At 68.7% G+C, this 21,338-nt stretch carries 22 protein-coding genes and 2 pseudogenes; 14 read left to right on the top strand and 10 right to left on the bottom strand.

Features of this window, described 5'->3' with window-relative positions; all coding sequences use genetic code 11:
- Positions 1-16 precede the first annotated feature (16 nt).
- Positions 17-568 (bottom strand): hypothetical protein, encoded by a 552-nt coding sequence (locus tag SNA_RS18435; RefSeq protein WP_044365824.1) that lies wholly within the window; start codon positions 566-568, stop codon positions 17-19.
- 268 nt (positions 569-836) lie between these two features.
- Between SNA_RS18435 and SNA_RS39780 the strand changes: the two are divergent.
- Both SNA_RS39780 and SNA_RS18430 read left to right on the top strand, forming a co-directional pair.
- A pseudogene (locus SNA_RS39780) lies at positions 837-1,124 on the top strand (IS5/IS1182 family transposase); the annotation flags it as partial.
- Between the two features lie 43 nt (positions 1,125-1,167).
- Positions 1,168-1,590, top strand: coding sequence for a hypothetical protein (locus tag SNA_RS18430; protein WP_030062792.1), 423 nt, complete (start codon positions 1,168-1,170; stop codon positions 1,588-1,590).
- 39 nt (positions 1,591-1,629) lie between these two features.
- Here SNA_RS18430 and SNA_RS18425 read toward each other — a convergent pair whose 3' ends face one another.
- Positions 1,630-2,127 (bottom strand): DoxX family protein, encoded by a 498-nt coding sequence (locus SNA_RS18425; protein WP_206742962.1) that lies wholly within the window; start codon positions 2,125-2,127, stop codon positions 1,630-1,632.
- Between the two features lie 34 nt (positions 2,128-2,161).
- On the opposite strand from SNA_RS18425, the gene SNA_RS18420 reads away from it, so the two are divergent.
- Together SNA_RS18420 and SNA_RS18415 are read left to right on the top strand one after the other, a co-directional pair.
- Positions 2,162-2,767 carry a TetR/AcrR family transcriptional regulator gene (locus SNA_RS18420; protein ID WP_030062790.1) on the top strand — a complete coding sequence of 202 codons (606 nt, stop codon included), beginning with the start codon at positions 2,162-2,164 and terminating at the stop codon, positions 2,765-2,767.
- 329 nt (positions 2,768-3,096) lie between these two features.
- Positions 3,097-3,936: an IS5 family transposase gene (locus tag SNA_RS18415; RefSeq protein ID WP_044365822.1), complete on the top strand. Its 840-nt coding sequence runs from the start codon at positions 3,097-3,099 to the stop codon at positions 3,934-3,936.
- Positions 3,937-4,094: 158 nt separating this feature from the next.
- On the opposite strand, the pseudogene SNA_RS39775 reads toward SNA_RS18415, so the two are convergent.
- The 3 genes and pseudogenes from SNA_RS39775 to SNA_RS18405 form a co-directional block, all read right to left on the bottom strand.
- A pseudogene (locus tag SNA_RS39775) lies at positions 4,095-4,340 on the bottom strand (uracil-DNA glycosylase); the annotation flags it as partial.
- A 97-nt stretch (positions 4,341-4,437) separates the two neighbouring features.
- Complete coding sequence (locus SNA_RS18410) at positions 4,438-5,523, bottom strand: WD40/YVTN/BNR-like repeat-containing protein (RefSeq protein WP_044365820.1); 1,086 nt, start codon at positions 5,521-5,523, stop codon at positions 4,438-4,440.
- A 91-nt stretch (positions 5,524-5,614) separates the two neighbouring features.
- Complete coding sequence (locus tag SNA_RS18405; protein ID WP_030071003.1) at positions 5,615-6,712, bottom strand: NADH:flavin oxidoreductase/NADH oxidase; 1,098 nt, start codon at positions 6,710-6,712, stop codon at positions 5,615-5,617.
- A 165-nt stretch (positions 6,713-6,877) separates the two neighbouring features.
- Between SNA_RS18405 and SNA_RS18400 the strand changes: the two genes are divergently transcribed.
- Positions 6,878-7,234: an ArsR/SmtB family transcription factor gene (locus SNA_RS18400; RefSeq protein ID WP_030071001.1), complete on the top strand. Its 357-nt coding sequence runs from the start codon at positions 6,878-6,880 to the stop codon at positions 7,232-7,234.
- A 7-nt stretch (positions 7,235-7,241) separates the two neighbouring features.
- Here the strand turns inward: SNA_RS18400 and SNA_RS18395 are convergent, their stop codons facing one another.
- Positions 7,242-8,609: an FAD-dependent oxidoreductase gene (locus SNA_RS18395; RefSeq protein ID WP_044365819.1), complete on the bottom strand. Its 1,368-nt coding sequence runs from the start codon at positions 8,607-8,609 to the stop codon at positions 7,242-7,244.
- A 136-nt stretch (positions 8,610-8,745) separates the two neighbouring features.
- Between SNA_RS18395 and SNA_RS18390 the strand changes: the two genes are divergently transcribed.
- Entirely contained in the window at positions 8,746-9,633 is an 888-nt protein-coding gene (locus tag SNA_RS18390) for a DUF6214 family protein (RefSeq protein ID WP_044365817.1), read from the top strand.
- A gap of 13 nt (positions 9,634-9,646) precedes the next feature.
- On the opposite strand, the gene SNA_RS18385 is transcribed toward SNA_RS18390, so the two are convergent.
- From SNA_RS18385 to SNA_RS18375, 3 genes are all read right to left on the bottom strand, one after another.
- Positions 9,647-10,309 (bottom strand): TetR/AcrR family transcriptional regulator, encoded by a 663-nt coding sequence (locus SNA_RS18385; protein WP_030070989.1) that lies wholly within the window; start codon positions 10,307-10,309, stop codon positions 9,647-9,649.
- A gap of 192 nt (positions 10,310-10,501) precedes the next feature.
- Entirely contained in the window at positions 10,502-10,930 is a 429-nt protein-coding gene (locus SNA_RS18380) for a DUF7144 family membrane protein (protein ID WP_030070987.1), read from the bottom strand.
- A gap of 233 nt (positions 10,931-11,163) precedes the next feature.
- Complete coding sequence (locus tag SNA_RS18375) at positions 11,164-12,777, bottom strand: APC family permease (RefSeq protein WP_063894082.1); 1,614 nt, start codon at positions 12,775-12,777, stop codon at positions 11,164-11,166.
- 263 nt (positions 12,778-13,040) lie between these two features.
- On the opposite strand from SNA_RS18375, the gene SNA_RS18370 reads away from it, so the two are divergent.
- Positions 13,041-13,559 carry a lytic polysaccharide monooxygenase auxiliary activity family 9 protein gene (locus SNA_RS18370; RefSeq protein ID WP_030070984.1) on the top strand — a complete coding sequence of 173 codons (519 nt, stop codon included), beginning with the start codon at positions 13,041-13,043 and terminating at the stop codon, positions 13,557-13,559.
- Positions 13,560-13,808: 249 nt separating this feature from the next.
- Positions 13,809-14,756: a DUF1444 domain-containing protein gene (locus SNA_RS18365; protein ID WP_030070982.1), complete on the top strand. Its 948-nt coding sequence runs from the start codon at positions 13,809-13,811 to the stop codon at positions 14,754-14,756.
- 266 nt (positions 14,757-15,022) lie between these two features.
- Here the strand turns inward: SNA_RS18365 and SNA_RS18360 are convergent, their stop codons facing one another.
- Complete coding sequence (locus SNA_RS18360) at positions 15,023-15,448, bottom strand: DUF779 domain-containing protein (RefSeq protein ID WP_241779711.1); 426 nt, start codon at positions 15,446-15,448, stop codon at positions 15,023-15,025.
- Positions 15,449-15,993: 545 nt separating this feature from the next.
- On the opposite strand from SNA_RS18360, the gene SNA_RS18355 reads away from it, so the two are divergent.
- From SNA_RS18355 to SNA_RS45215, 6 genes are all read left to right on the top strand, one after another.
- Positions 15,994-16,374, top strand: coding sequence for an acyl-CoA thioesterase (locus SNA_RS18355; protein WP_030070978.1), 381 nt, complete (start codon positions 15,994-15,996; stop codon positions 16,372-16,374).
- Between the two features lie 45 nt (positions 16,375-16,419).
- Complete coding sequence (locus SNA_RS18350; protein ID WP_157879974.1) at positions 16,420-17,946, top strand: acyl-CoA dehydrogenase family protein; 1,527 nt, start codon at positions 16,420-16,422, stop codon at positions 17,944-17,946.
- Positions 17,946-18,890 (top strand): DMT family transporter, encoded by a 945-nt coding sequence (locus tag SNA_RS42460; protein WP_044365815.1) that lies wholly within the window; start codon positions 17,946-17,948, stop codon positions 18,888-18,890. Before SNA_RS18350 ends, SNA_RS42460 begins: the two co-directional genes overlap by 1 nt.
- A gap of 161 nt (positions 18,891-19,051) precedes the next feature.
- On the top strand, positions 19,052-19,723 hold the full coding sequence (locus SNA_RS18340; protein WP_030070971.1) for a HEAT repeat domain-containing protein: 672 nt from the start codon (positions 19,052-19,054) through the stop codon (positions 19,721-19,723).
- Between the two features lie 3 nt (positions 19,724-19,726).
- Positions 19,727-20,734, top strand: coding sequence for a MerR family transcriptional regulator (locus SNA_RS18335; RefSeq protein WP_030070970.1), 1,008 nt, complete (start codon positions 19,727-19,729; stop codon positions 20,732-20,734).
- A 100-nt stretch (positions 20,735-20,834) separates the two neighbouring features.
- Positions 20,835-20,996, top strand: a complete 162-nt coding sequence (locus SNA_RS45215) for a putative leader peptide (RefSeq protein ID WP_420823489.1) — start codon at positions 20,835-20,837, stop codon at positions 20,994-20,996.
- Positions 20,997-21,338 lie beyond the last annotated feature (342 nt).

Raw genomic sequence — 21,338 nt, 5'->3', positions numbered from 1 at the left:
ATCCGGTGGTCGATGATCACGCGGATGAGCCGGCGTCTGGCACGGCCACGGGCCGCTGGCCGGCGCTGAACATCCCCGACGTCTCCTGCACGAGCCACCCGCGCTCGGCCAGGCGCCTGGCCTTCGAACGAACCCCCTCGACTTTCGCCGGCACCGTCTCCAGGCCCAGCTGAACCGCGATCTCCTTGGCCTTGAGCGGTCCCTTGCCCGCCGATCGCCACTCCTCCACCATGCCCAGAATCCGCTGGTAGTCCGGCGCCAGCACCGTCACCGGCAGCCCCTCCCGCCAGGGCGGCACCGTCGAGCCCGGCACCGGAACCCGTGAGGGCTCCTCTTTCTGCTCCGTCTCGGCCCCGGACACGGCAGTCGTCTCGGCCGCGGAGGCGGCCAACGCCTCGACCAGCTCCTCCCGCGCGATCACCCGCCGGTCCAGCTCGATCTCCGCGGCCTCCAACACCTCAGCCAGCCGCGCGGCTTCCTCCCGCAGGCCCTCCACCCGCACCCGAGCAACCGCCTCCCGCTCCTCCAGCATCCCCAGCACCGACGCCACCGCGCACCCCTCATCCATCAAGCGGACACAAGACGCCGCATCCCTCCCTCACCCCAAGCGAAACCATTCCTGACCAGCAGAAATCAAGGGATCTCATTCGGTTGAGAGACGGCTTCTCAATGTCGCCAGGGGGCCTCTTCCACGCGCCCGGCGTTCTTCGGCGTCGCACTGACGTGGGCCAGTTTGCGGGAGCTGCGGCGGATGCAGCTTGCCCGGTACGGCCGGACCGCCCTGGACCTGACCGGCCTGGACTTGGCCAGCGAGGTTTCCTTGACGCCTGTCGACGGTGACGAAGGCATGGGCGGACGCTGGCTTCAAGGAGGCTGTCGTGGAGCACGGCGCCCGCCTCGGCATCGACGTCGAGATCGTGCAGCGCGAGCCGGGGACGAAAGGGTTCGCCCCACAGTCGAAGCGATGGGTGGTCGAGCAGACTCTCGGCACCCTCATGCTGCACAGACGCCTCGTGCGCGACTACGAGACCAGGCCGGCCAGCTCAGTGGCCTGGATCCACTGGTCGATGACCGACCTCATGCTCCGCCGCCTCACCCGCACCACCACCGCGACCTGGCGCGACCCGCCCGCCCGGCACCCCTCGCCCCCGACGAACAGGAGCGTCGATGAAGCATCTCCTGGACAAGATCGAGGCCCGGCAGCAGCTGGTACGCGAGACGGCCGGACAACTACGTGAGCAGATCGCACTGCTCACCGAACAACTCGCTGCCGCCGAACGCACCCTGGAACGCCTGGACATCACTCGCGAGACGATGCTGGAACTGGCCTCCGAGGACGGCACCGAGCCGCCCGAGCCGCTGCCGCCCGGCTACCGTGAGGTCCTCGCTGCCTTCGAGCAGACTGGGTACAGGCTCCGCGCGAAGGAGGTCTGCCAGACGCTGGGCATCGGCACCGAACCACGGCAGACCGAGAGCATCCGCGCCAAGCTCAAACGCCTCGTCGACCGCGACATCCTCACCGAGCCCGAACCTGGCCTGTTCACCCTGGCCCAGCCCGCACCGGCCACCCCGGACCTCAACTCAACCTAAATTCGGCGAACCAACACAGGACACCAAGTCAGAGGCCGCTCAGGAGAGCGCGACCGCGAGGCAGGCCGCCAGGAAGACGATCTGCAGTACGGTGCGCGGAGCGAGCCGGCTGAGGGGGCTGAGCAGGACGCCGCTTCGGGCCGCGCGAACGTTGGCCGGGAACATCACCACCATCAACACCCCCAGACACCCCGCCGCCAGACGGCTGGTGAGGGGGACGAGCAGCCCGAGGGCCCCGGCGAGCTCCAGCACACCGGTGATCGTGACGAGCAGTTCGGGCCTAGGCAGGCGCGCGGGAACGATGCTGGTCAAAGCCGCGCGCCGTCGAGTGAAGTGCGCCGTGCCGGTCAGCGCGAACATCGCGGCCAGGCCGACTCGCAGCGCCGCCTGCCATCCTTCCAGCGCGTCCACGCCTGCCAGCCCCAGCAGCCACGCCAGAGCGGATCCGACGAGCAGGGTCATCAACGGCGCCATACGCACCTCAATCATTCCGTCTTCGATCTTTCCAATGACAAGATCGAAATCTATGTACGGCATCTTGTCAATGTCAAGATTCAGCTAGACTGTCGCGATGAACGCCCCCCTCAACGGACGGACACAGCAGTACCACCACGGAGATCTACGGCGCGCACTGCTCAACCACGCGGCCGCCGCCATCTCCGAATCCGGCGTGGCAAAGGTCAGCCTCCGCGAACTCGCTCGGCGTGCAGGTGTCTCGCACGCCGCACCGACGCACCACTTCGGCAGCCGTGAGGGCTTGCTGACGGCGCTGGCGGCCCAGGGCTTCCACGCACTGGCCGACCTGATGCACAACGCACAGGAACAGACCGGCGACTTCGCGGAGATGGGCGTGGCCTACGTACAGTTCGCACTCAGCCACCCCGCACATTTCGAGGTCATGTTCCAGCCCCACCTCCATCAGGGCGACGACCCGGCACTGCTCGCCGCTCAGCAGCGCGCCGGCGAACTCCTCTACGGCGCCCCCACTCTGCCCGGCACCGAAACCCGGGACGCGGGCATCGCCGCCTGGTCGCTCGTGCACGGTTTCGCCACCCTCTGGCTGAGCAACGCCCTCCCCGCCGAACAGGGCACCCCACCAGAACAGCGGGCTCGCCAGGTGATCCGCGCTTTCCTCGACGGCCGCAACAACGGGGGCCTGGCTGCAAACGACAGCTGAGCGGTCCCGGGACAGCCGCTCGGGGCCGTGCGCCCTCACCCAGGGCACCGGCCAGGCCAGACGTCAACTCAAGCTGAAACCGGCGAATCCTCGCAGAACACCCACTGAGTGGGCATTTAGAGATGGCCTGTGTCGGTAAGTAACTTTCGCGGCCGTCAGGCTTGAGGCATCTGCCCTATACATGCACCCTCGCGTCCATAGAGCTGCGGACTTGGACGCCTGTTTGCTCCGGTTCTCATGCACGAAGTCCGTCTGGTTTGAAGATCAGGCAGAAACGCCCAGCAGCAGCGGAACAGCACCGTCCGCCGCATCCATGATCACGCTACGCCGTGAGCCAGCGGAAGCCGTACCCCAGCGACCTGTCCGACGCCCGATGGGCCTTAATCGAGCCGACGTTGACGGCCTGGAGAAAGGCCCGGCTCGACCGCAGGCCCACCGGGCAGCCGGCCAAGGTCGACCTGCGCGACGTATTCAACGCACTCCTCTACATCAACCGCACCGGAATCCCCTGGAAATACCTCCCGCACGACTTCCCCAACCACGGCACTGTCTACGCCTACTACGCCGCCTGGCGCGACGAGGGAATCCTCGCCCAGCTCAACTACGACCTGACCGGCCTGGCCCGCGTGAAGGAAGGACGCAAGCCCGAACCGACCGCTTCCGTGATCGACACCCAGAGCGTGAAGACCTCCACCAATGTGCCCCTGACCAGCCAGGGAACCGACGCCGCCAAGAAGATCGTCGGCAGGAAACGGGGCATCCTCACCGACACGATCGGACTCATCCTCGCCGTGACCGTCACCGCCGCGAGCCTGTCCGAGAATGCCGTCGGAATCCAGCTCCTCGACCAAGCCAAGAAGACCTACCCGACCATCTCCAAGAGCTGGGTCGACACCGGCTTCAAGAACGCCGTCATCGAGCACGGCGCCAGCCTCGGAATCGACGTCGAAGTCGTCAACAGAAACCCAGGAGTTCGCGGCTTCCACGTCGTCAAAAGGCGCTGGGTTGTCGAACGAAGTATCGGTTGGATCATGCTGCACCGACGTCTCGCCCGAGACTACGAGACCCTGCCCGCCAGCTCCGAGGCCATGATCCACATCGCATCGATCGACAACCTCACCAAGCGCATAACGGACGAGACGACATCCACCTGGCGAGGAACTTACTAGGAGATAAAGGGCAATCCACCTAGATCAAACGCCCTCTGAGGGCCTGGCGGAAGCGCCGCGTCCGGACCTTCACCATGCCGATGGACGGCAGGTCGATCTACGTGGAGGCCCGACCAAAAGGTGCGGGGCTCGGAGGAGCTGCCGAGGGGCGTGCACCCGGACAAGCTCAACCCACAGGCATGCCCCGGTGTGGGGTACGGGTCCTGTCCGACGATCAGCACCCGCACCCCGTCGAAGGGTTGCTGGAAGGCGCGCAGCACATGGTGTCCGGCCGGGAGATAGGTGCGTCCCGCGGCGATCTCCGCCCGCAGGAAGTCGCCCATCGCGGCGATCTGTCCGGCAACGGGCTCAAGTGCCTTGGCCCAGCCCGGTTCAACGATGTCATGAAGAGGTCGTGCAGCCACGCGATCACCCTACTGGCCCACGGCCGCCTCCCTTCCCTTTCCGGTCCCTTTCCGGCCCGACCCTTGGCCCCGGCTCGCCCGCGCCCGCCGGTTGTGCTCACCCCACGGCGGCCGCCCGTACGCACAGCACATCCGGCAGATGGGAGGCGAGCTGCCGCCAGCTGTCGCCGTCGTCCGCGCTCGCGTACAGCTCTCCGTTGCGGTTGCCGAAGTAGACGCCCGCGGGGTCGGTGTCGTCGACGGTCAGCGCATCGCGCAGCACCGTGCCGTAGTGGTCCTCCTCGGGCAGCCCCCGGCTCAGCGCCTCCCAGCTGCCGCCGGCGTCGGTGGTGCGGAAGACCCGGCAGCGGTGGTCGGCGGGCACCCGGTCGATATCGGCGGTGATGGGGAAGAGATAGGCGGTGTCGCCCCGGCGCGGATGCGCGGCCACCGCGAAGCCGAAGTCCGACGGCAGGCCGTCGCCGATGTCCGTCCAAGTGACGCCCGCGTCGTCGCTGCGGTAGACGCCCCAGTGGTTTTGCAGATAGAGCCGGTCGCGGTCCACCGGGTCCTGAGCGATCTTGTGGACGCACTGGCCGAATTCCGGATGCTGGTCCGGCAGGAAGACCGCCTTGACGCCGTGGTTCGACGGCGTCCAGCTGGCGCCGCCGTCCAGGGTGCGGAAGACCCCGGCCGTGGAGACCGCGACGGTGACCGCATCGGCGTCGCGCGGGTCGGTGATCACCGTATGGACGGCGAGCCCGCCGCCGCCGGGCACCCACTTCTCCCGGCTCGGGTGCTCCCACAGCGGCCGCACCAGCTCGAAGGTCTCCCCGCGGTCCTCCGAGCGGAACAGCCCGCCGGGCTCCGTGCCCGCGTAGACGACGTCGGGAGCCGCGGGGCCCGCCGGATGCAGCTGCCACACCCGCTCAAGCGAAGTCCCGGTGTACCGCGGGTACTTGACCGCCGGGCGGGAGGGCTCCTGCCAGGTCTCGCCGAGGTCGTCGGAGTGGAACACCGACGGGCCCCAGTGGGCGCTGTCGGCGCCTGCCAGCAGCCGGGGTCTGGGGCCGCGGGTGTCGATCCCCAGGGAGTAGACCGCCTGCGCGGCGAAATGCGGGCCGTGCACATCCCACTCGCCGCGCCGCCGCCGTGCGAGGAAGAGGCCCTTGCGGGTGCCCACCGCAAGGAGTACGTCCGTCATGCCGATGCACCTCCGAAACGCCGTTGTCCCAGGTAGTCGTCAGTGTGCACCCGACCACTGACAACGGCGTTCCGGAGCGTATCGGCGCAGGTCAGACGGCCCGGTGGTACTGCTGCGGGGTGGCCACCTCGCCGCCCAGCTCGCGGGCTGCATGGCGCACGAAGGAGGGGTTGCGCAGCAGCTCGCGGCCGAGCAGCACCACATCCGCCTGACCGTCCGCGACGATCTTCTCCGCCTGCCGCGCCTCGGTGATCAGCCCCACGGCGCCGACCGGCAGCCCGGTCTCCCGCTTGACCCGCTCGGCGAACGGCACCTGATAGCCCGGGCCGGTCGCGATCCGCGCCCGCGGTGCGAGGCCGCCCGTGGAGGTGTCCAGCAGATCCACCCCGTGCGCCAGCAGGTCGGCGGCGAAACGCACCGTGTCGTCGGCGGTCCAGCCCTCGCGCTCGTCGTCCTCGTTCTCGCTCAGCCAGTCGGTCGCCGAGATGCGGAAGAGCACCGGCAGCTCCTCGGGCCACACGGCGCGCACCGCATCGACGACCTCCAGGGCGAAGCGGGTCCGGTTCTCGTACGAGCCGCCGTACGCATCGGTGCGGTGGTTGGTGTGCGGCGAGAGGAACTGGCCGATCAGATAGCCGTGCGCACCGTGCACCTCGACCACCTGGAAACCGGCGTCCAGTGCCCGCCGTGCGGCGCTCGCGAACTGCTCCACGATCTCGTGTATCCGCCCCACGCTCAGCTCGTCGGGGGCCGGGTGCCCCTCGTCGAACGGCAGCGGGCTCGGCGCGACGGTGCTCCAGCCGCCCTCGTCGGAGGTCAGCGGACCGCCGCCGTGCCAGGTGGCGTCGGTGGACGCCTTGCGCCCGGCGTGGGCCAGCTGGATTCCGGGGACGGTGCCCTGCTCCTTGAGGAAACCGGTGATCCGGCGCAGCGCCGCCACCTGGCGGTCGTTCCACAGGCCCAGGTCGTACGGGCTGATCCGGCCCTCCGGTGCGACGGCCGTGGCCTCGGCCAGGATCAGGCCGGTGCCGCCGGCCGCCCGGGCCGCGTAGTGGGCGAAGTGCCAGTCGGTCGCGACGCCCGCGTCGGGCCCGGTGGCCGCCGCGGAGTACTGGCACATCGGCGCCATCCAGAGTCGGTTGGCGATGGTCAGGGACCGCAGGGTGATGGGCTGGAAGAGCGTGCTCACGGCAAATCTCCGGGTCGGTAGCGGCGGTGGTGCGAGCACGGGGCTCGCCGACGTTCGTACGATAGCCGTCGTAGTACGTGAGATGTCAAACTACGATGATTCTCGTACAATGAAGCGGCCGGACCGACCCGGCGAGCCCACCGACCGCGCACCCCCAGGACCGCCATGACGCCCGCCACCCCCTCCGGCTCCCGCTCCCTGGACCACCCGGACCGCGACGACATCCGGCTCGCCGAGGTGCTGCACGCCCTCGCCGACCCCGTGCGGCTGCGGATCGTCTGCGCCATCGCCGCGGCGGACGGGGAGCTCAACTGCGCCGACGTCGCGCTCCCGGTGAGCAAGTCGACCTGTACGCACCACTTCCGGGTACTGCGCGAGCACGGCGTCATCCGGCAGATCTACCGCGGCACGGCCAAGATGAACGCGCTGCGCCGGGCCGACCTGGACGCGCTCTTCCCCGGCCTGCTCGACGACGTCCTGCGCGCCGCGGACCTTGAGGTCCGGCGCCTCGGCGACGGCTGAGCGGCGCTCACACCACCGCGTGCGCGGCCTCCAACAGCCGCTCCCAGTCCGGCAGTTTGACCGTTCCACGGCCCAGTCGACGGCCCCACTCCGCCTCCGCGGACTCGATGGCCAGCCACCCCGACCACGGCACCGGCGACTGCCCCGCCTCGCGCAGTGCGGCCACCGGATCGTCCGCCGTCGCGCGCCGCGCCAGCACGGCCGCGTCCTCCAGCAGCGAGGCCGCGGTCTCCTTCGCGCACGGCCGGTTGGTGCCGATCACCCCGCTGGGCCCGCGCTTGATCCAGCCCGCCACATACACACCGGGGAAGACGTCCCCGTCCCGCAGCACCCGCCCGGCCCGGTGCGGCACCGTCCCGTGCGCCTCGTCGAACGGCAGCCCCGCCTGCGGCGTCCCGCGGTAGCCGACCGACCGCAGGACCAACTGCCCCGCGAGGTCCTCGTATTCGCCGGTCCCCGTCACCCCGCCGCGCCCGTCCGGTGCCGTGCGCTCGAACCGGACCGCGCGCACCCCCGTGGCGGCGTCCCCGGCCATCTCGACCGGCCGCAGGAAGAACCGCAGATGGATCCGCCGCAGCGGCGCCGCCCCCGCCGACCCCTTGGCCACCGGGTGCTCCGCCCAGCCGCGCAGCACCTCGATATTGCGCCGCGCCACCGCCGGCAGCCCGCCCGGATCCGCATACGCGGGGTCCAGCGCCAGCTCCTCGGGCCGGACCAGCACCTCCGTGCCCGGCAGGGACCCCAGCTCCCGCAGCTCCTTGGTGGTGAACTTCGCCTGCGAGGGCCCGCGCCGGCCCACCATCCACACGTCCTCGACGTGGCTGTCGGCCAGCGCGCCGAGCGCTCCCTGGGGCATATCGGTGCCGGCGAGCTCCGCGGCGCCGCGGGCCAGGATCCGGGCCACGTCCACGGCCACATTCCCCACACCGATCACGACGGCGGAACGGGCCCCCAGGGCGAAGTGGGCGGCCGCTGCATCCGGATGCGCGCTGTACCAGGCGACGAATTCGGTCGCGGAGTGGCTGCCGGGGAGGTCCTCACCCGGGATGCCGAGGTGACGGTCGGTGGCGGCGCCCACACAGAACACCACCGCATGGAAGATCTCGCGCAGCTCGGCCGCCCCCAGCCCCGGGGTGCCCGCCTCCACATTCCCCAGGAAGTGCACCCGGGGATGCTCCAGCACCGTGCGCAGATTGCCCTGGAGCGACTTGATCTTCTCGTGGTCCGGTGCGACGCCGTAACGGACCAGGCCGTACGGGCATGGCAGCCGGTCCAGGACATAGACCTCGATGTCCGGTACGGCCTCCTGTTCGACCAGGGATTGCGCGGTGTAGACACCGCTCGGTCCCGATCCGATGACTGCGACTCGAAGCACGGGTGGCCCCTTCCGCGGAGTACCCCCAGGATCGCACCGGCGGCCCCGTGGCGGGAGTGCGCTATCGGGGTTGCTCGCGGTGCGATGAGCGTGCCGCGCCACGGGGGCCGGTGGACAGGGAGCTACGTTTTCCTCTGTGTCGGGAAGTGACTTTTATACCGTTAAGAGCCGATATAAAGCCCAGGACGCGACCGCCGAATGGCCCGCCTGGGAGCTCCAGGCCTGCGGCTCGGCCGCGCCCGCTCCCGAGTCGTACGCCCCCGACGATCCGGAGGGCCCCCTCGGGCTGGAGCCCCTGCCGCCCCGGCTCGATCCGCTGGAACCGTGGTTCAGCGCCCGGCTGAACTTCGCCGACGGCGCCCGGATCGACGTCCTGGTGGCGGTGTCCGACGACGGGCTCACCGTCGAGGACCTGCGCGCCGACCCGCCGTTGACGCTCGACGGGCTCGCCACCCTGACGCGCTGGATCGACGGCCCGCTGGACGACGCCTGCCGGCTGGCCACCGGACGGCCGCGCAAGGAGCGGCCGCCCGGGTCCGATGCGCAGGCCGCGGCGGCGTACGAGCCGGTCGCGCCCGAAGCCGAACCCGAGGCCGCGGCCCCGGAGGAACCCGCCGTTCCCGGCGACCGCCTGCTGCGCGGCGCGCCTGATGCCCCCGGGGGCGAGGACCGTACGGCCGCCCCGCTCGCCGTCCCCGCGGCCGCCACCCACGACCGCGCCCCGAAGAACCCCGGATCCGACGGGCTCGCCGCGCCCGCGGAGCCCGCCGCGGCGACCGGGCCCGACGAAGCCCACGGCCACGGCACACCCGCCGCCTCCGCCCCTCCCGCCACCCTGATCCGCTCACGCACCAGCGAACGCCGCAAACTGGCCGCCGACGTCTACCGGGCGGCCCAGCAAAACGGCCAGGACCCGGTGCTGGCCGTCATGCACGCCACCGGTCGCAACCGTCGCAGATCGCTCCGCCTGATCGCCGGCGCCCGCGACGAGGGCTTCCTGTCACCCCGTCACAACAAGCGCTGACGGCGCCCGCCGGTCACTGCCCCGCCCGCTCAGGCGGTACGGGAACCCCGGCGGGCTCCGCGCCCGGCGGCCGCTCGTGCGGCGGCACCCCGAACCCCCAGTCCAGCCCGTACCGCTGGAACAGCTCGGCACGCATCAGATCCCGCGAGATGGGTGCACCGGGCAGCAGGACCGGCACCACCGCACCCATCAACTGCGCCCGCAGCAGCAGGTAGTCGGCATCCGGCCGCGGCGATCCGTAGGCGACGACCACCCCGCGCAGCAACTGGGCCAGCCGCTGCTGCTCGGGGCACTGGATGAATCCCTCGGCCGTCAGAATTCCCGCCATATGGGTCCGCATCAGCAACGGGTGGTCGTGCGCCAGCCCCAGGACCGCGTCGATGGCGCGCGCCATCAGCTCGCGCCCCGCGTCCGGCCCGCTCGGCTGCGGCGGTTGCTCCAGCGCGGCCTGGAGCGTCAGATGCATCAGCCGGTGCACCGCCGACTGGAACAGCTGGCGCTTGCCGGGGAAGTAGTACGAGATCAGACCGCGGGCCGCCCCCGCGTGCCGGGCGATATCGGCCAGCGTCGTCGCCTCGAACCCCCGCTCGCCGACCAGGTCGACGGTCGCCTGGAGCAGCCGCTCCCGCGAGCGCTGCCGCAACGCTTCGTTGACCGATGCGCTCCGGGGGGACATGCTGTACTCCTGCGTTGACTGGCTCCGAGCCAGTATACTCGGCAGGCACCGGATGTCTGCCGCTGAGATGCAGAGATTCCGGTCAAGCTGCCCGATTCGGGCGACGCGGGGGATCGTCCGAATCGGGCTCCTGGGGAGCCGCCGGACGGGGCCACGAGCCCCGTCCCCCGGGCCCCGCCGCTCTTCCGTAGCTCATTCCTCCATGACGCCGTGCGCGTGGCACAGTGCCCAGATGATGAAGGCGTCGAGCGCGATGACGACGATCGCCCACACGGGGAAGTGCGGCAGCCAGATGAAGTTGGCGAGCATGCTCAGGCCCGCCAGCACGATACCGACGACGCGGGCCCATACCGCCCCCGTGAACAGCGCGGCGCCGGCGAGGGCGACCACGATGCCGAGCACGAGGTGGATGACGCCCCAGCCGGTGAGGTTGAACTGGAAGACGTAATGCGGGGTGGAGACGAAGACGGTGTCCTTGGCGATGGCGGAGACGCCCTCGAATATCGCCATGATGCCGCCGAAGATCATCAGGACCGCGGCGAAGACGGTCCAGCCTTCCGCGGCGGTGCTGTGGGTGCGCGAGGCATTGCCCAGGGGGGCTCCGCCGGCGTGAGTGGCCATGTCGGGCTCCTTTACGCGTATGACGCCGCGGTCCGAGCCAGCCGACTCGCGGCCTCCTCACCACACTGACACGTCGTGTACGGGTCAGCATCCGAAGGGGCATTGGCCGAGGTCAGGGGATGGATCGGAGCGGCATATCGGGTCCGTTCGACCTCCGTCGTGTGTCCCGTGTGCGTTCCTGCGTCCCGTGCACATTCAGGCGTCTCGGGTGCGCGCCTGCGTCCCGTGCGCGTTCACGCCTCTCCGCCGCGTTCCGGTGTCTCGGGCGCCTTGTGCGCCTCGTGCGTTTCGTGCGCGGAGACCGCGATGACCTGCTTACGGAAGAACGCGGGACTGATCACCCGGTAGACCAGCATCAGAACGGCGCCGAGGACCAGCGAGCCGATGCCGGTGACGAAGACCCCGCCGAGGTGCCAGTGCGGCGGGAAGGGCAGGGTCCAGGAGGTGCTGCCGTAGTCCGGGGCGGCGTACACCACGCAGGCGTTGACGAAGAGGTAGAGCAGCAGCGCACCGCCCAGGCCCGGCATGATGCCCTTGGTCCACAGTGCGCGGGGGCTGCGGCGCAGCACCTTGCGGAAGTACCAGACACAGGCGAAGCCGGTGAGCCCGTAGTAGAACGCAATCATCAGGCCCACCGAACCGATGGAGTCGGCCAGCAGATTCTCGCTCACCCGGCTCAGCAGCACGAAGAAGACGATGGACACCAGGCCCATGCCGACGGTGGACCACGTCGGCGTCAAGAAGCGGGGGTGAACCCGGGCGAAGTGGGTGGGCAGCGCCTTGAAGGTGGCCATCGACAGCGTGGTACGGGCCGTCGGCAGAATCGTGGTCTGGGTGGACGCCGCTGCCGAGGTCAGCACCATCAGAATCAGCAGTTTGGTCAGTGCCTGGCCCCCCGCACCATTGCCGAAGACCTCGGTGCCCAGATTGGAGAGCACGTCCGCGGAATTCGCCGGATTGGCCAGCCCGATACCGGTGCGCCCCGCACCGGCGAAGCTCTGTGCGGACGTGGCGACGAGGAGATAGACGCACAGCAGGATGACGGTCGACATGACCGCGGCGCGGCCCGGGGTACGGGTGCGGTCCGCGGTCTCCTCGTTGACCGAAACGCAGCTGTCCCAGCCCCAGTAGATGAACACGGTGGTGAGGATGCCGGTGGTGAACACGTCGAGCGAACGGATCCGGGTGGGGTCGAACCAGGCCCAGGCGATATGCGTCGAGGGGCCGGGCGCCGTACCCGAGTAGACCTTCACCAGCGCGGTGACGGCGAGCACCAGCAGCACCACCACTTCGACGGTCAGCAGGACCTTCTGAAGGTTGGCCGAGACCTCGATGCCGATGTAGCAGATCCAGGTCATCAGGGCGATCCACACCACCCCGGTGACCATGGTCCACAGTGTGCTGTGCGCCAGCCCGTGGGCGCCGACGAGCTGGAACCCGTACTGCCCGGCGATCTGCGCCAGATTCGCCATGACGATGATGTCCGCGGCGATGATGCCCCAGCCGCCCAGCCATCCGGTGTGCGGCCCGAACGCCCGCGCCGCCCAGGTGAAGGTGGTGCCGCAGTCCGGGTCGACCTGGTTGAGCCCCTTGTAGCCGTAGGCGATCAGGAACATGGGGATGAATGCCAGGACGATGACGACCGGGGACTGGAGCCCGACGACGGCGACGATGACGCCGAGAGTGGCCGCCATGCTGTAGGCCGGGGCGGTGGAGGCCAGACCGATCACGGTGCTGGAGAACAGTCCGAGTGCGCCGCCCCTGAGACCCTTGTCCGTGCCGAACGGCGCCGGCCTGTCGGAGGGGCCGGAGGAGCCCGCGGGGGGCGGGGCAGCGGACGACGTCATGGCCTCCTCCGCTCGCGGCACGGGCGGCATCTCAGGCCAGAATTCTCCTCCCTTCCGTATGCCCTTTCAACAGCAGTCACAGGGGTTGCGGCAGCAGCCACAGGGATGGCGACGCCTCTTGACGGTACACGGACAGTCGCTAAAGTCTAGACCAATTGGCCGGTATCCGGAGAAGCTCGAGAGCCGCCCAAGGAACACCCTCGCGTCCTCCGCCCCACGCCCCCACACCCCCCTCAACGCGCGCGAAAGGGTTGACAGTTGACATGAACAAAATGAGAAGGCTGGCCGTCGCCATCGGCGCCGCCATCGCCCCGTTCCTCGTCGTCACCATGCCGGCCAGCCCGGCCAGCGCCCACGGCTATGTGTCCACCCCGCCCAGCCGGCAGGCGCAGTGCGCCGCCGGCACCGTCGCATGCGGCCCGATCAAATGGGAGCCGCAGAGCGTCGAGGGGCCCAAGGGGCTGACCAGTTGCAGCGGTGGCAACAGCCGGTTCGCCGATCTCGACGACGACTCCAAGGGGTGGCAGGTCACCCCGGTCGGCAGCTCCCAGACCTTCAACTGGAAACTGACGGCACGTCATGCGACCAGCACCTGGCAGTACTTCGTCGGCGGACAGAAGATCGCCGAATTCGACGACGGCGGTGCGCAGCCGCCCGCGACGGTCTCGCACACGGTCGATTTCGGCGATATCACCGGCAAACAGAAGGTCCTCGCGGTCTGGAACATCGCCGATACGGCCAACGCCTTCTACGCCTGCATCGACGTCAACATCGGCGGCTGAGGGCCGGTCCGGTGGGGCGTCGCGGGCCCACGCCGACCCGTCGGACCGGCCCGAGGACCCGCCCGGCCCCTCGGCCGGACTCTGGCCGGGGAGGGCGCGAACCGGCGTCCCACCTGCGGGGAGGTGCGCGGGCGCACTCCGTGTCCGTCGCGGCCTCCCCGCGCAAGGAGCATGCCCGTGGCGGCGGGCGCACCCGTTACGATCGGCCCCATCGTGGCCGACGTTCGTGGCCGTTGCCGGGAGGAAGAGATGGGCCTGTTCCGCCGAGGACCCAAGCGGGATTCCCGCGACCTCGCACGCGATGCCGAGTTCACCTTCTTCTCGGAGCGCGAGGGCGGCTTCTTCAGATCCCAGGTCCGCCAGGCGTTCGCCGAACGGGGCCTGGAAGTCACCGCGTACGCAGGCGTGGTGACCGACTCCGCGGGCCGCCAGTTCGGCCTCGGCAACCTCGCCGCCGTCTGCCACCGCGACCGGCGCGGCGAACGCAGCTGGCCGGCGCTGATCCGCGACCACGTCGGCAAGGTGCTGCGCACCATGGACGGCCCGCAGCCGCTGGAGATCCTCTCCGAGGACGAGATCCGGGCCTGCCTCTACCCACGGATCGTCGCCCAGGAGACGCTGCCCGCTTCCGACTCCTTCCGCTACGGCCGCGAGCACGCCCCCGGTCTGCGCGAGGTGCTGGCGCTCGATCTGCCCGAGGCGGTGCAGACGCTGAGCGAGGACTCGTTGGCCGATCTAGGGGACGTCGCCGAGCTGCGGATCCGGGCCATGAACAATCTGCGCGCGCTGCCGGTCGAGGGGCATGAGACGGTACGTCGCGGCGACGGCTCGTCGTTCGAGGTGCTGCTCGGCGACTCGTTCTTCACCGCGAGCCGGGTACTGGTGCTGGACGAACTGGTCCAGCGCCTCATGGGCACCGGGCTCACCCCGGACGGGGCCCTGGTCGCGTTCCCCTTCCGCCACCAGCTGGCCTTCCACCGCATCCAGGACGCCCAGGTCATCCCGGCGCTCCAGGCCATGGCCCAGTTCGCGGCCGCCGGCCACGAGGACGCGGCGGGCGCGATCAGCCCCCGCGTGTACTGGTGGCGCCGCGGCGTGCTGACCCCACTGAGCGAACCGCACGGCGACGGCCTGCGAGTGGTCGTGGACATGGACTTCCAGGACATGCTGGAGCGGTTGGTGCAGGACGAGGCATGAGGGGTGGGGTGTGAGGGGTGGGGTGTGAGGCGTGAGGCATGACCGGGGTGGCGTGAGGGGCGAGGCGTGAGCGACGGGGGCCGGGAAAGGGTGGCGGCCGGGAAACTGGCCGGAAATTCTGGCCGGTTCGGGAACCCGGTCGGCCGCCCGTCCGTTCTCCTTATTGAGGCCCCGCGTTCTCCCCCGTGCGCGGGGTCTCGCCGTATCACCCGTCCCCTTTCTGCGCACCCGCCCATCGACGGTGCACCCACCCCGTCGGCCGGTCGTCACTCCCCGAGCGCGGCCCGTTCCGCGTCGGTGAGCAGCCGCGACCGGATCAAGAAGCGCACTCCTTCCGGCGCCTCCAGCGAGAACCCGCCGCCCCGGCCGGGCACGACGTCCACGGTCAGATGCGTATGCCGCCACCGCGCGAACTGCTCCGCCGACATCCAGAACCCCACCGGCTCCGGCACGCCCGGCACCTTCAGCCGCGCCAGCAGCACATCCGACGCTCCCGTACGGAACTCCCCGGCCGGATAACACATCGGGGCACTTCCGTCGCAGCAGCCGCCGGACTGGTGGAACATCAGCGGCCCGTGCTGCGCCCGCAGCAGCCGCAGCAATTCATCGGCCGCCGCGGTCAGCCCGATCCGCCCGACCTCCGCCCCACCGGCCACCACAGCCTCCAGGGCCTCCCGTTCGTCGTCCGCCACCTCGTCCTCCTCTCCTCACCACGAAGCAGCGATCCAGTGAACTCCTCGCGACGTTGCACGGTGGTTGCATCCGTCGGCATGCCGCTGCACGCCCGCGGCCCGAGCGCCGGGAGCGGGGCGCCGGGTCGTAGGGCGCCGGGTCGTGGGGCGCCGGGTCGTGGGGCCAGGAACAGCGTGAACAATTCACTGGTGTCTCGCGATTCGGTTTATGTCATTTCGCATTCCCGTCGACGGGATTACGTACGCTCGCCAGTAGTGCCTTTGGCCCTTTTCTCGGAGTCGAGCCCCATGCACGCTGTGTGACGGCCTCCAGTACCAGTAGTTCCACCGCTGGACCCCGCGCCGGGTCGCGAACGGCCCGTCGGCAAAAACCAGTTGACTTCGCCCGGCGCTGCCGCTCAGCATCGGGCGGCGCGTCGTGACGCAGTGACAGGTGTTCGTGTCGCACGTCACACCCCGTGGAATCTTGGTGTGTCACCCGGCGGAAGGTGAGCGATGAGACACTGTCAACAACTCGAACGACTGAACCAATTGAGGGGCAGAACGTGAAGGTGACCATTTCGCCGCGCTTCTCCGAAGTCGATGTGCTCGGCCATGTCACAAACTCCGCAGTGCCGGTCTGGTTCGAGCATGGTCGGTTGCCGATTTTCCGGCTGTTCAGCAAAGAACCGAACATGCGCGACCTCGCGCTCATTCTGCGTCGGTACGAGATTGACTTCACCCGGCAGATTCTGGGGTCCGTCGACGTCGTCATCGAGACGAAGGTGGCAAAGGTCGGCAACACCTCGATCGCTATCGAGCAGATCGCCACACAGAATGGCGCCGAAGTCGCCCACGGAACCTGCATCATGGTCCACTTCGATTACGAAAGGGAAGCCACTGCCGGCATCCCGGACCATCTACGAGCCGAACTGAGCGCGCTGTAGCACCGGAATCAACTTGCCAGCTGAGATTGGACTATTGCCTTGAGTGTGTCGCGCAACCCTTTGGTCGACCTTGATTCGACCGAGTTCCTTGATAATTTTCGGCGCAGTATCGAAGAGTTCGACAGCTCCCGGCTGCCGCAGGAGCCGCTGTCCCGGGAAAGTCTGCGGAAGCTGGTCGACCTGGGTATCTACTTACCGGCCATCCCGCGCGAGTACGGCGGCCGGGAAAGCCACCGGGAGATGTGCGAAGTCATTGAAATCATGTCCGAGCGCAATCTGCCGCTGGGCATGTACACAATGATCGTGACCGTCCTCTTCCTCCGTAACGTGGCGTCCAGCGGCGATGACGCGCTGAAGGAAGAGGTCTTCGACGACTTCCTCCACAACCCCGTCATCGGCGGGCTCGCCTTCACCGAACCGAGCAGCGGTTCCAACCTCGCACGCATGCAGACCACGTACCACGACGACGGTGATACGTACCGGATCACCGGAACCAAGCACTGGCAGGCGTTCAGCGAGCAGGCGGACTGGTGGATCATCTGTGCCAAGCACCCGGAGCGCAAGGAGTTCGGGTACTTCGCCCACAAGCGGTCCGACGGCGGATTCGTCACCACCGAGGTCTACGACAGCCTGGGCCTGAAGAACCTCGGGTACGGACTGAACACCCTGGACCTGCGCGTGCCCCGCCACTACCGGCTCACCAAATCCAGGGAGAGCCTCGGCGACGCCGCCGAAATCCTCTGCGGGTCCCGGTTCAGCAAGGCCGCCATGGCCAGCGGCTTCCTGCGCCGGCTGAGCACGGAGTCCCTGCGGCACGTCAACAGCAGGAAAATCGGCGACGGTACACTGCACGACATCGATTACGTGCGGTACAAGGTCAGCCGTATCCAGCAGAACTACGTCGTGTGCAATGCGCTGTACCGGCAGCTGATGCTGGCGGAGGACTACTACACAGACCTGGAAAACAGCATGTTCGCCTCGCTGGCGACCAAGGTGCTGGCCTCCGAATTCATGCTGGAATCGGCCATCGACTACCAGCAGTTGTGCGGCGGAGAAGGGTACCGGACCGGCGCGCCGGACAACATCGCCGCCTACGCCCTGCTCGATGCGCGCGTCTACACCATTTTTGACGGAACGAACGATCTGCTGTGCCAGCACCTGGCCACCCTGTTCCTGCGCCAGTTCCAGCAGTCCGGGCTCCGTTCGCCGCTGGAGTTCATCGGCCGGTTCGGCTATCTGGAGGACGCGTTCTTCCATCTCACCGATATCAACCTCAGCCATATCGCCGATGCGCCGTCCCAGGAAAAGATCGTGATCCTTGGGCGCATCCTGTCCCGCATATACGGAATCAGCACGCTGCAGAAGGCGTCCCGGTCGACCGCGCCCAGCACGCGGCTCGCCGTGGACGACGCCGACTACCCCAAGGCGATCGCGGTGCTGAAGAACGAGATCATCGGCCTGGTCAACGAGTACGAGCTGGCCGGCCGACTCGCCGGCACCCAGACACCATCGGGTCCGCTTCGTCCGCACACCACCACGGTCACTTTCGACTCCAAGGTGGGAATGCGCTAGTGACCGGCGAGACCAAGAACCTCAAGGTTTCGCTGATCGCGCTGGTGTTCGTCATCCTCTACGGATCAGGTTTTGTGGGGGGCCGCTATGGCCTGCCGTATGCGGAGCCCTTCTACTACCTGGCCATCCGGTTCGGCGCGACCGCAGTTATCTTGTTCGTCCTCATCATGTGCCTGAGGGTCAGCTGGCCACGCTCGGGCTATGTCCACCTCATCCTCAGCGGCATCCTGCTTCAGGGTGTGTTCTCCGTCGGGGTGTTCTACGCGCTTTACCACGGCATGACCCCGGCGGTCTCGGCACTGATCATCGCGCTGCAACCCATTCTGGTGTGGCTGATGGTCTCCGTCGTGACCGCGAGAAAGGTCCGGCTGCTGTCGGTGCTGGCCCTGATCGGCGGGGTGGTCGGTGTCGCCATTACGGTGTACCGGGGCCTGGAGTCGTCATCCGGGCTCACCCCGACCAATATCGCTTTCGGATTCCTCGGCCTGGTAGGGCTGTCCGCCGGTCAGTTCTACTACCAGTTGAAGAATCCCGGCGCCCACCTGCTGATCAACGGATGCGTTCAGTCCGGCTCGTCGGCAGTCGTCATGCTCATCGGCGGACTGATCTTCGAGAAGGGCATCATCCGCTGGACACCGGAGCTGCTGCTCTCGGAACTGTGGATGTCGGTCGGCGTATCGATCGGCGCGCTCAGCCTGCTGTTCGTCCTGATGCGTTCGGAGAGCGCGGACCGGGTGGCGTCGTACTTCTACGGCGTACCGATCGCCGCGGGGCTGATCGCCTGGCCTGTACTGGGCCAGCGCCCGACCCTCTCGGAGATCATCGGGTTCGCGGTCATCATGGTCTCGATCACCGTGTTCAACCGCAGCAGCAGACCACCTGGCACCAAGGACGCTCCCGCGGTACCGGCCGACACCTCCGTGCCGGCGACTGACGGCTCCTGAGGAAGAGGCGGGGACCGGCACGTCGGCTGATGCGCCGTCTCCGGTCCCCGCCGTTTCACGCGAAGCGGCCGGGCCGAGGATGCCTGGCCATCTCCCGGCCTGGCTCGACTTGACCTTGACACAGTGACAACGTCTTCACTGCTGCCGAGGAGGTGGTCCTGATGACCATGTCGAAAGAGGACACGAACACGATGCGGGCCCTCCAGGGGCTGGAGAACAACAACCCGTCGGTACGGCTACAGGCAGCGCTGGCGGTCGGCACGACCCCGGACCCGGGGTTCATCGGCAAGCTCATCGAGAGATGCGCGATCGAGCCCGAGTTCTCCGTGCGCGAGATGCTGACATGGGCACTCACCCGCCACGAGGCATCGATGACGCTCCCGGTGCTTCTCGAAGAAGTCCGCTCGGAGCGCGCGCAGGCACGGAGCCAGGCGTTGCACACGCTGTCCAAGATCGGGGATCGGCAAGCGTGGCCGGCGATCACACCGGCGCTGCTGGCCGACGCCGACGACGAGGTGGCCCGGAGCGCCTGGCGGGCAGCGGTCGTGCTCGTGCCTGAAGGTCAGGAGCGCGAGCTGGCCGTAGTGCTGGCGGCACAGCTCGGGCGCGGCGAACGCGAGACGCAGCTGAGCCTCAGCCGGGCACTGATCGCGCTCGGGAAGGCGATGCTGCCGACACTGGGCGCCGCGACGACGGATCCCGACCCTCGCGTACGCGCGCACGCGATCGCCACGGAGCGGCTGTGGCGCGACCCGGATGCCGGATTCGAGTTCGCGATCGAGGAGGCCAAGCGCGTCGTAGCCCTCGGTGGGCCCGGCCAGGAGGGGCAGTAGGCAGTGTTGATCGGCGATGTCGCGCGGCGGTCCGGGGTCAGCGCCCGCATGCTCAGGCATTACGAATCGCTCGGCCTGGTGCGGCCCACGGGTCGTACCGATTCTGGCTATCGCGAGTACTCCAGCGAGGACATCCGGCGCATCTTCCACATCGAGAGCCTGCGGTCATTGGGCCTGTCGCTGCGCGACGTCGGGCGCGCGCTCGACGACCCCGGCTTCGCGCCCGCGGAACTCGTCGACGACCTCATCCGCCGGACGCGAGACCGCATCGCAGCGGAGACGGAGCTGCTCACGCGACTCCGTCGGATCGGTGCCGCGGAACCCGCCGGCTGGGAGGACGTCCTCCAGACCGTCGCGCTCCTCCAGGCGTTGGGGTCGAAGAGCGCGGGGGCGCGGCAGCGCGCGGCCCTGTCCGCGGTCGACGACGTTCCCGTGCCGGTGGAAGCACTGGTCGAGGCCGTGCTGAGCGAGTCGGACCCGAACGTCGCCGGAGCCCTTCGCTGGGCTCTGGCGCAATCGGGCGAGGACGCGTCGGCACTGCTGGCGGAGGGCCTCGGCTCGCCCGCGGCCGAGGTGCGGAAACGTGCCGTCCGGTCCATCGCCGAGATTCCGGACGATGCGGCGACCGCACTGTTGCGGGACGCCCTCACGAACCCCGACATCGTGGTCCGCAGGTACGCGGCTCTGGAGCTCGGGGCACGCGGAGCGGCCGACGCGGTTCCGACGCTCCTCGACATGATCGTCGAGGAGAGGAACGACGCCGACGCGGCCGATGCACTGAGCACGCTGGCGAGGGATCCCGCATTGGCGGATCAGATCGCCACGGGGCTCGTCGACTGCCTCGCCCACGGCACCATGGGATCGTTTGCACGCCGACGGCTGACACAGGCGCTCGCGGACATCCCGGGGAGCACGACATCACATGCCCTCGCAGAGCTGTCCCGTGACGAAGACCGTGCCGTTGCGCTGACCGCGACATACATTCTCACGCTACGCACCGCACGAGAGTGAAGCTCTCCTGGGGTGCGGGGTGCGGGGTCCGGGATGCATCGTCACCCGGAACCCCGGTCCTGCCCCCCGCTATCGATTGTGAACGAAATACTGCGCGCGCGTGGCGGGAGAATCAGAAAGTGAGACGAGGGCCGTTGCCACATTGACGTGGCTGATTTTCGCTGTCAGCCTCCCGAGTGTGAGCTTCTCGGAGAACTTCACCGCACGCCTGCACGTCGATCTTCGACGCCAGGCCAGTGCCATCTGTGCCGCTGGCTGCTAGAGCTGCCGACCAGCGTCAGCTCCTGAGCGACCCCTGATTCCGGCGCGCCATTCCCGCGCTCACCGGTCCGAGACTCCCCGTTTTCCTGGTAGTTCTCGCCGCATGTGCACCTCGAATCTGTCGAGTTGGGTGCGCGTGCGAAATCTGCCGGGTTCGTTACGCGTACCGGTTATGGCACCTCACCCTCACCCTCACCCTTCCCGTTTCCTTTTCGCTTTTCGCCTCCCGGACGGTCTTCACGCCCTCCGGAAGCGGAACAGCGGCTCGGCGACTGCTACCACCTTCCCCCCTGCGTCCCCTCCGTAGCAGACGTCGTACGCATACCTCCCCGCGCCACTCACC

The sequence above is a fragment of the Streptomyces natalensis ATCC 27448 genome, from assembly GCF_000935125.1.
GTDB classification, from domain to species: Bacteria; Actinomycetota; Actinomycetes; order Streptomycetales; family Streptomycetaceae; genus Streptomyces; species Streptomyces natalensis.
The sequence above is the reverse complement of the archived record's forward strand: the minus strand, read 5'-3'. Positions and strand labels throughout refer to the sequence as shown.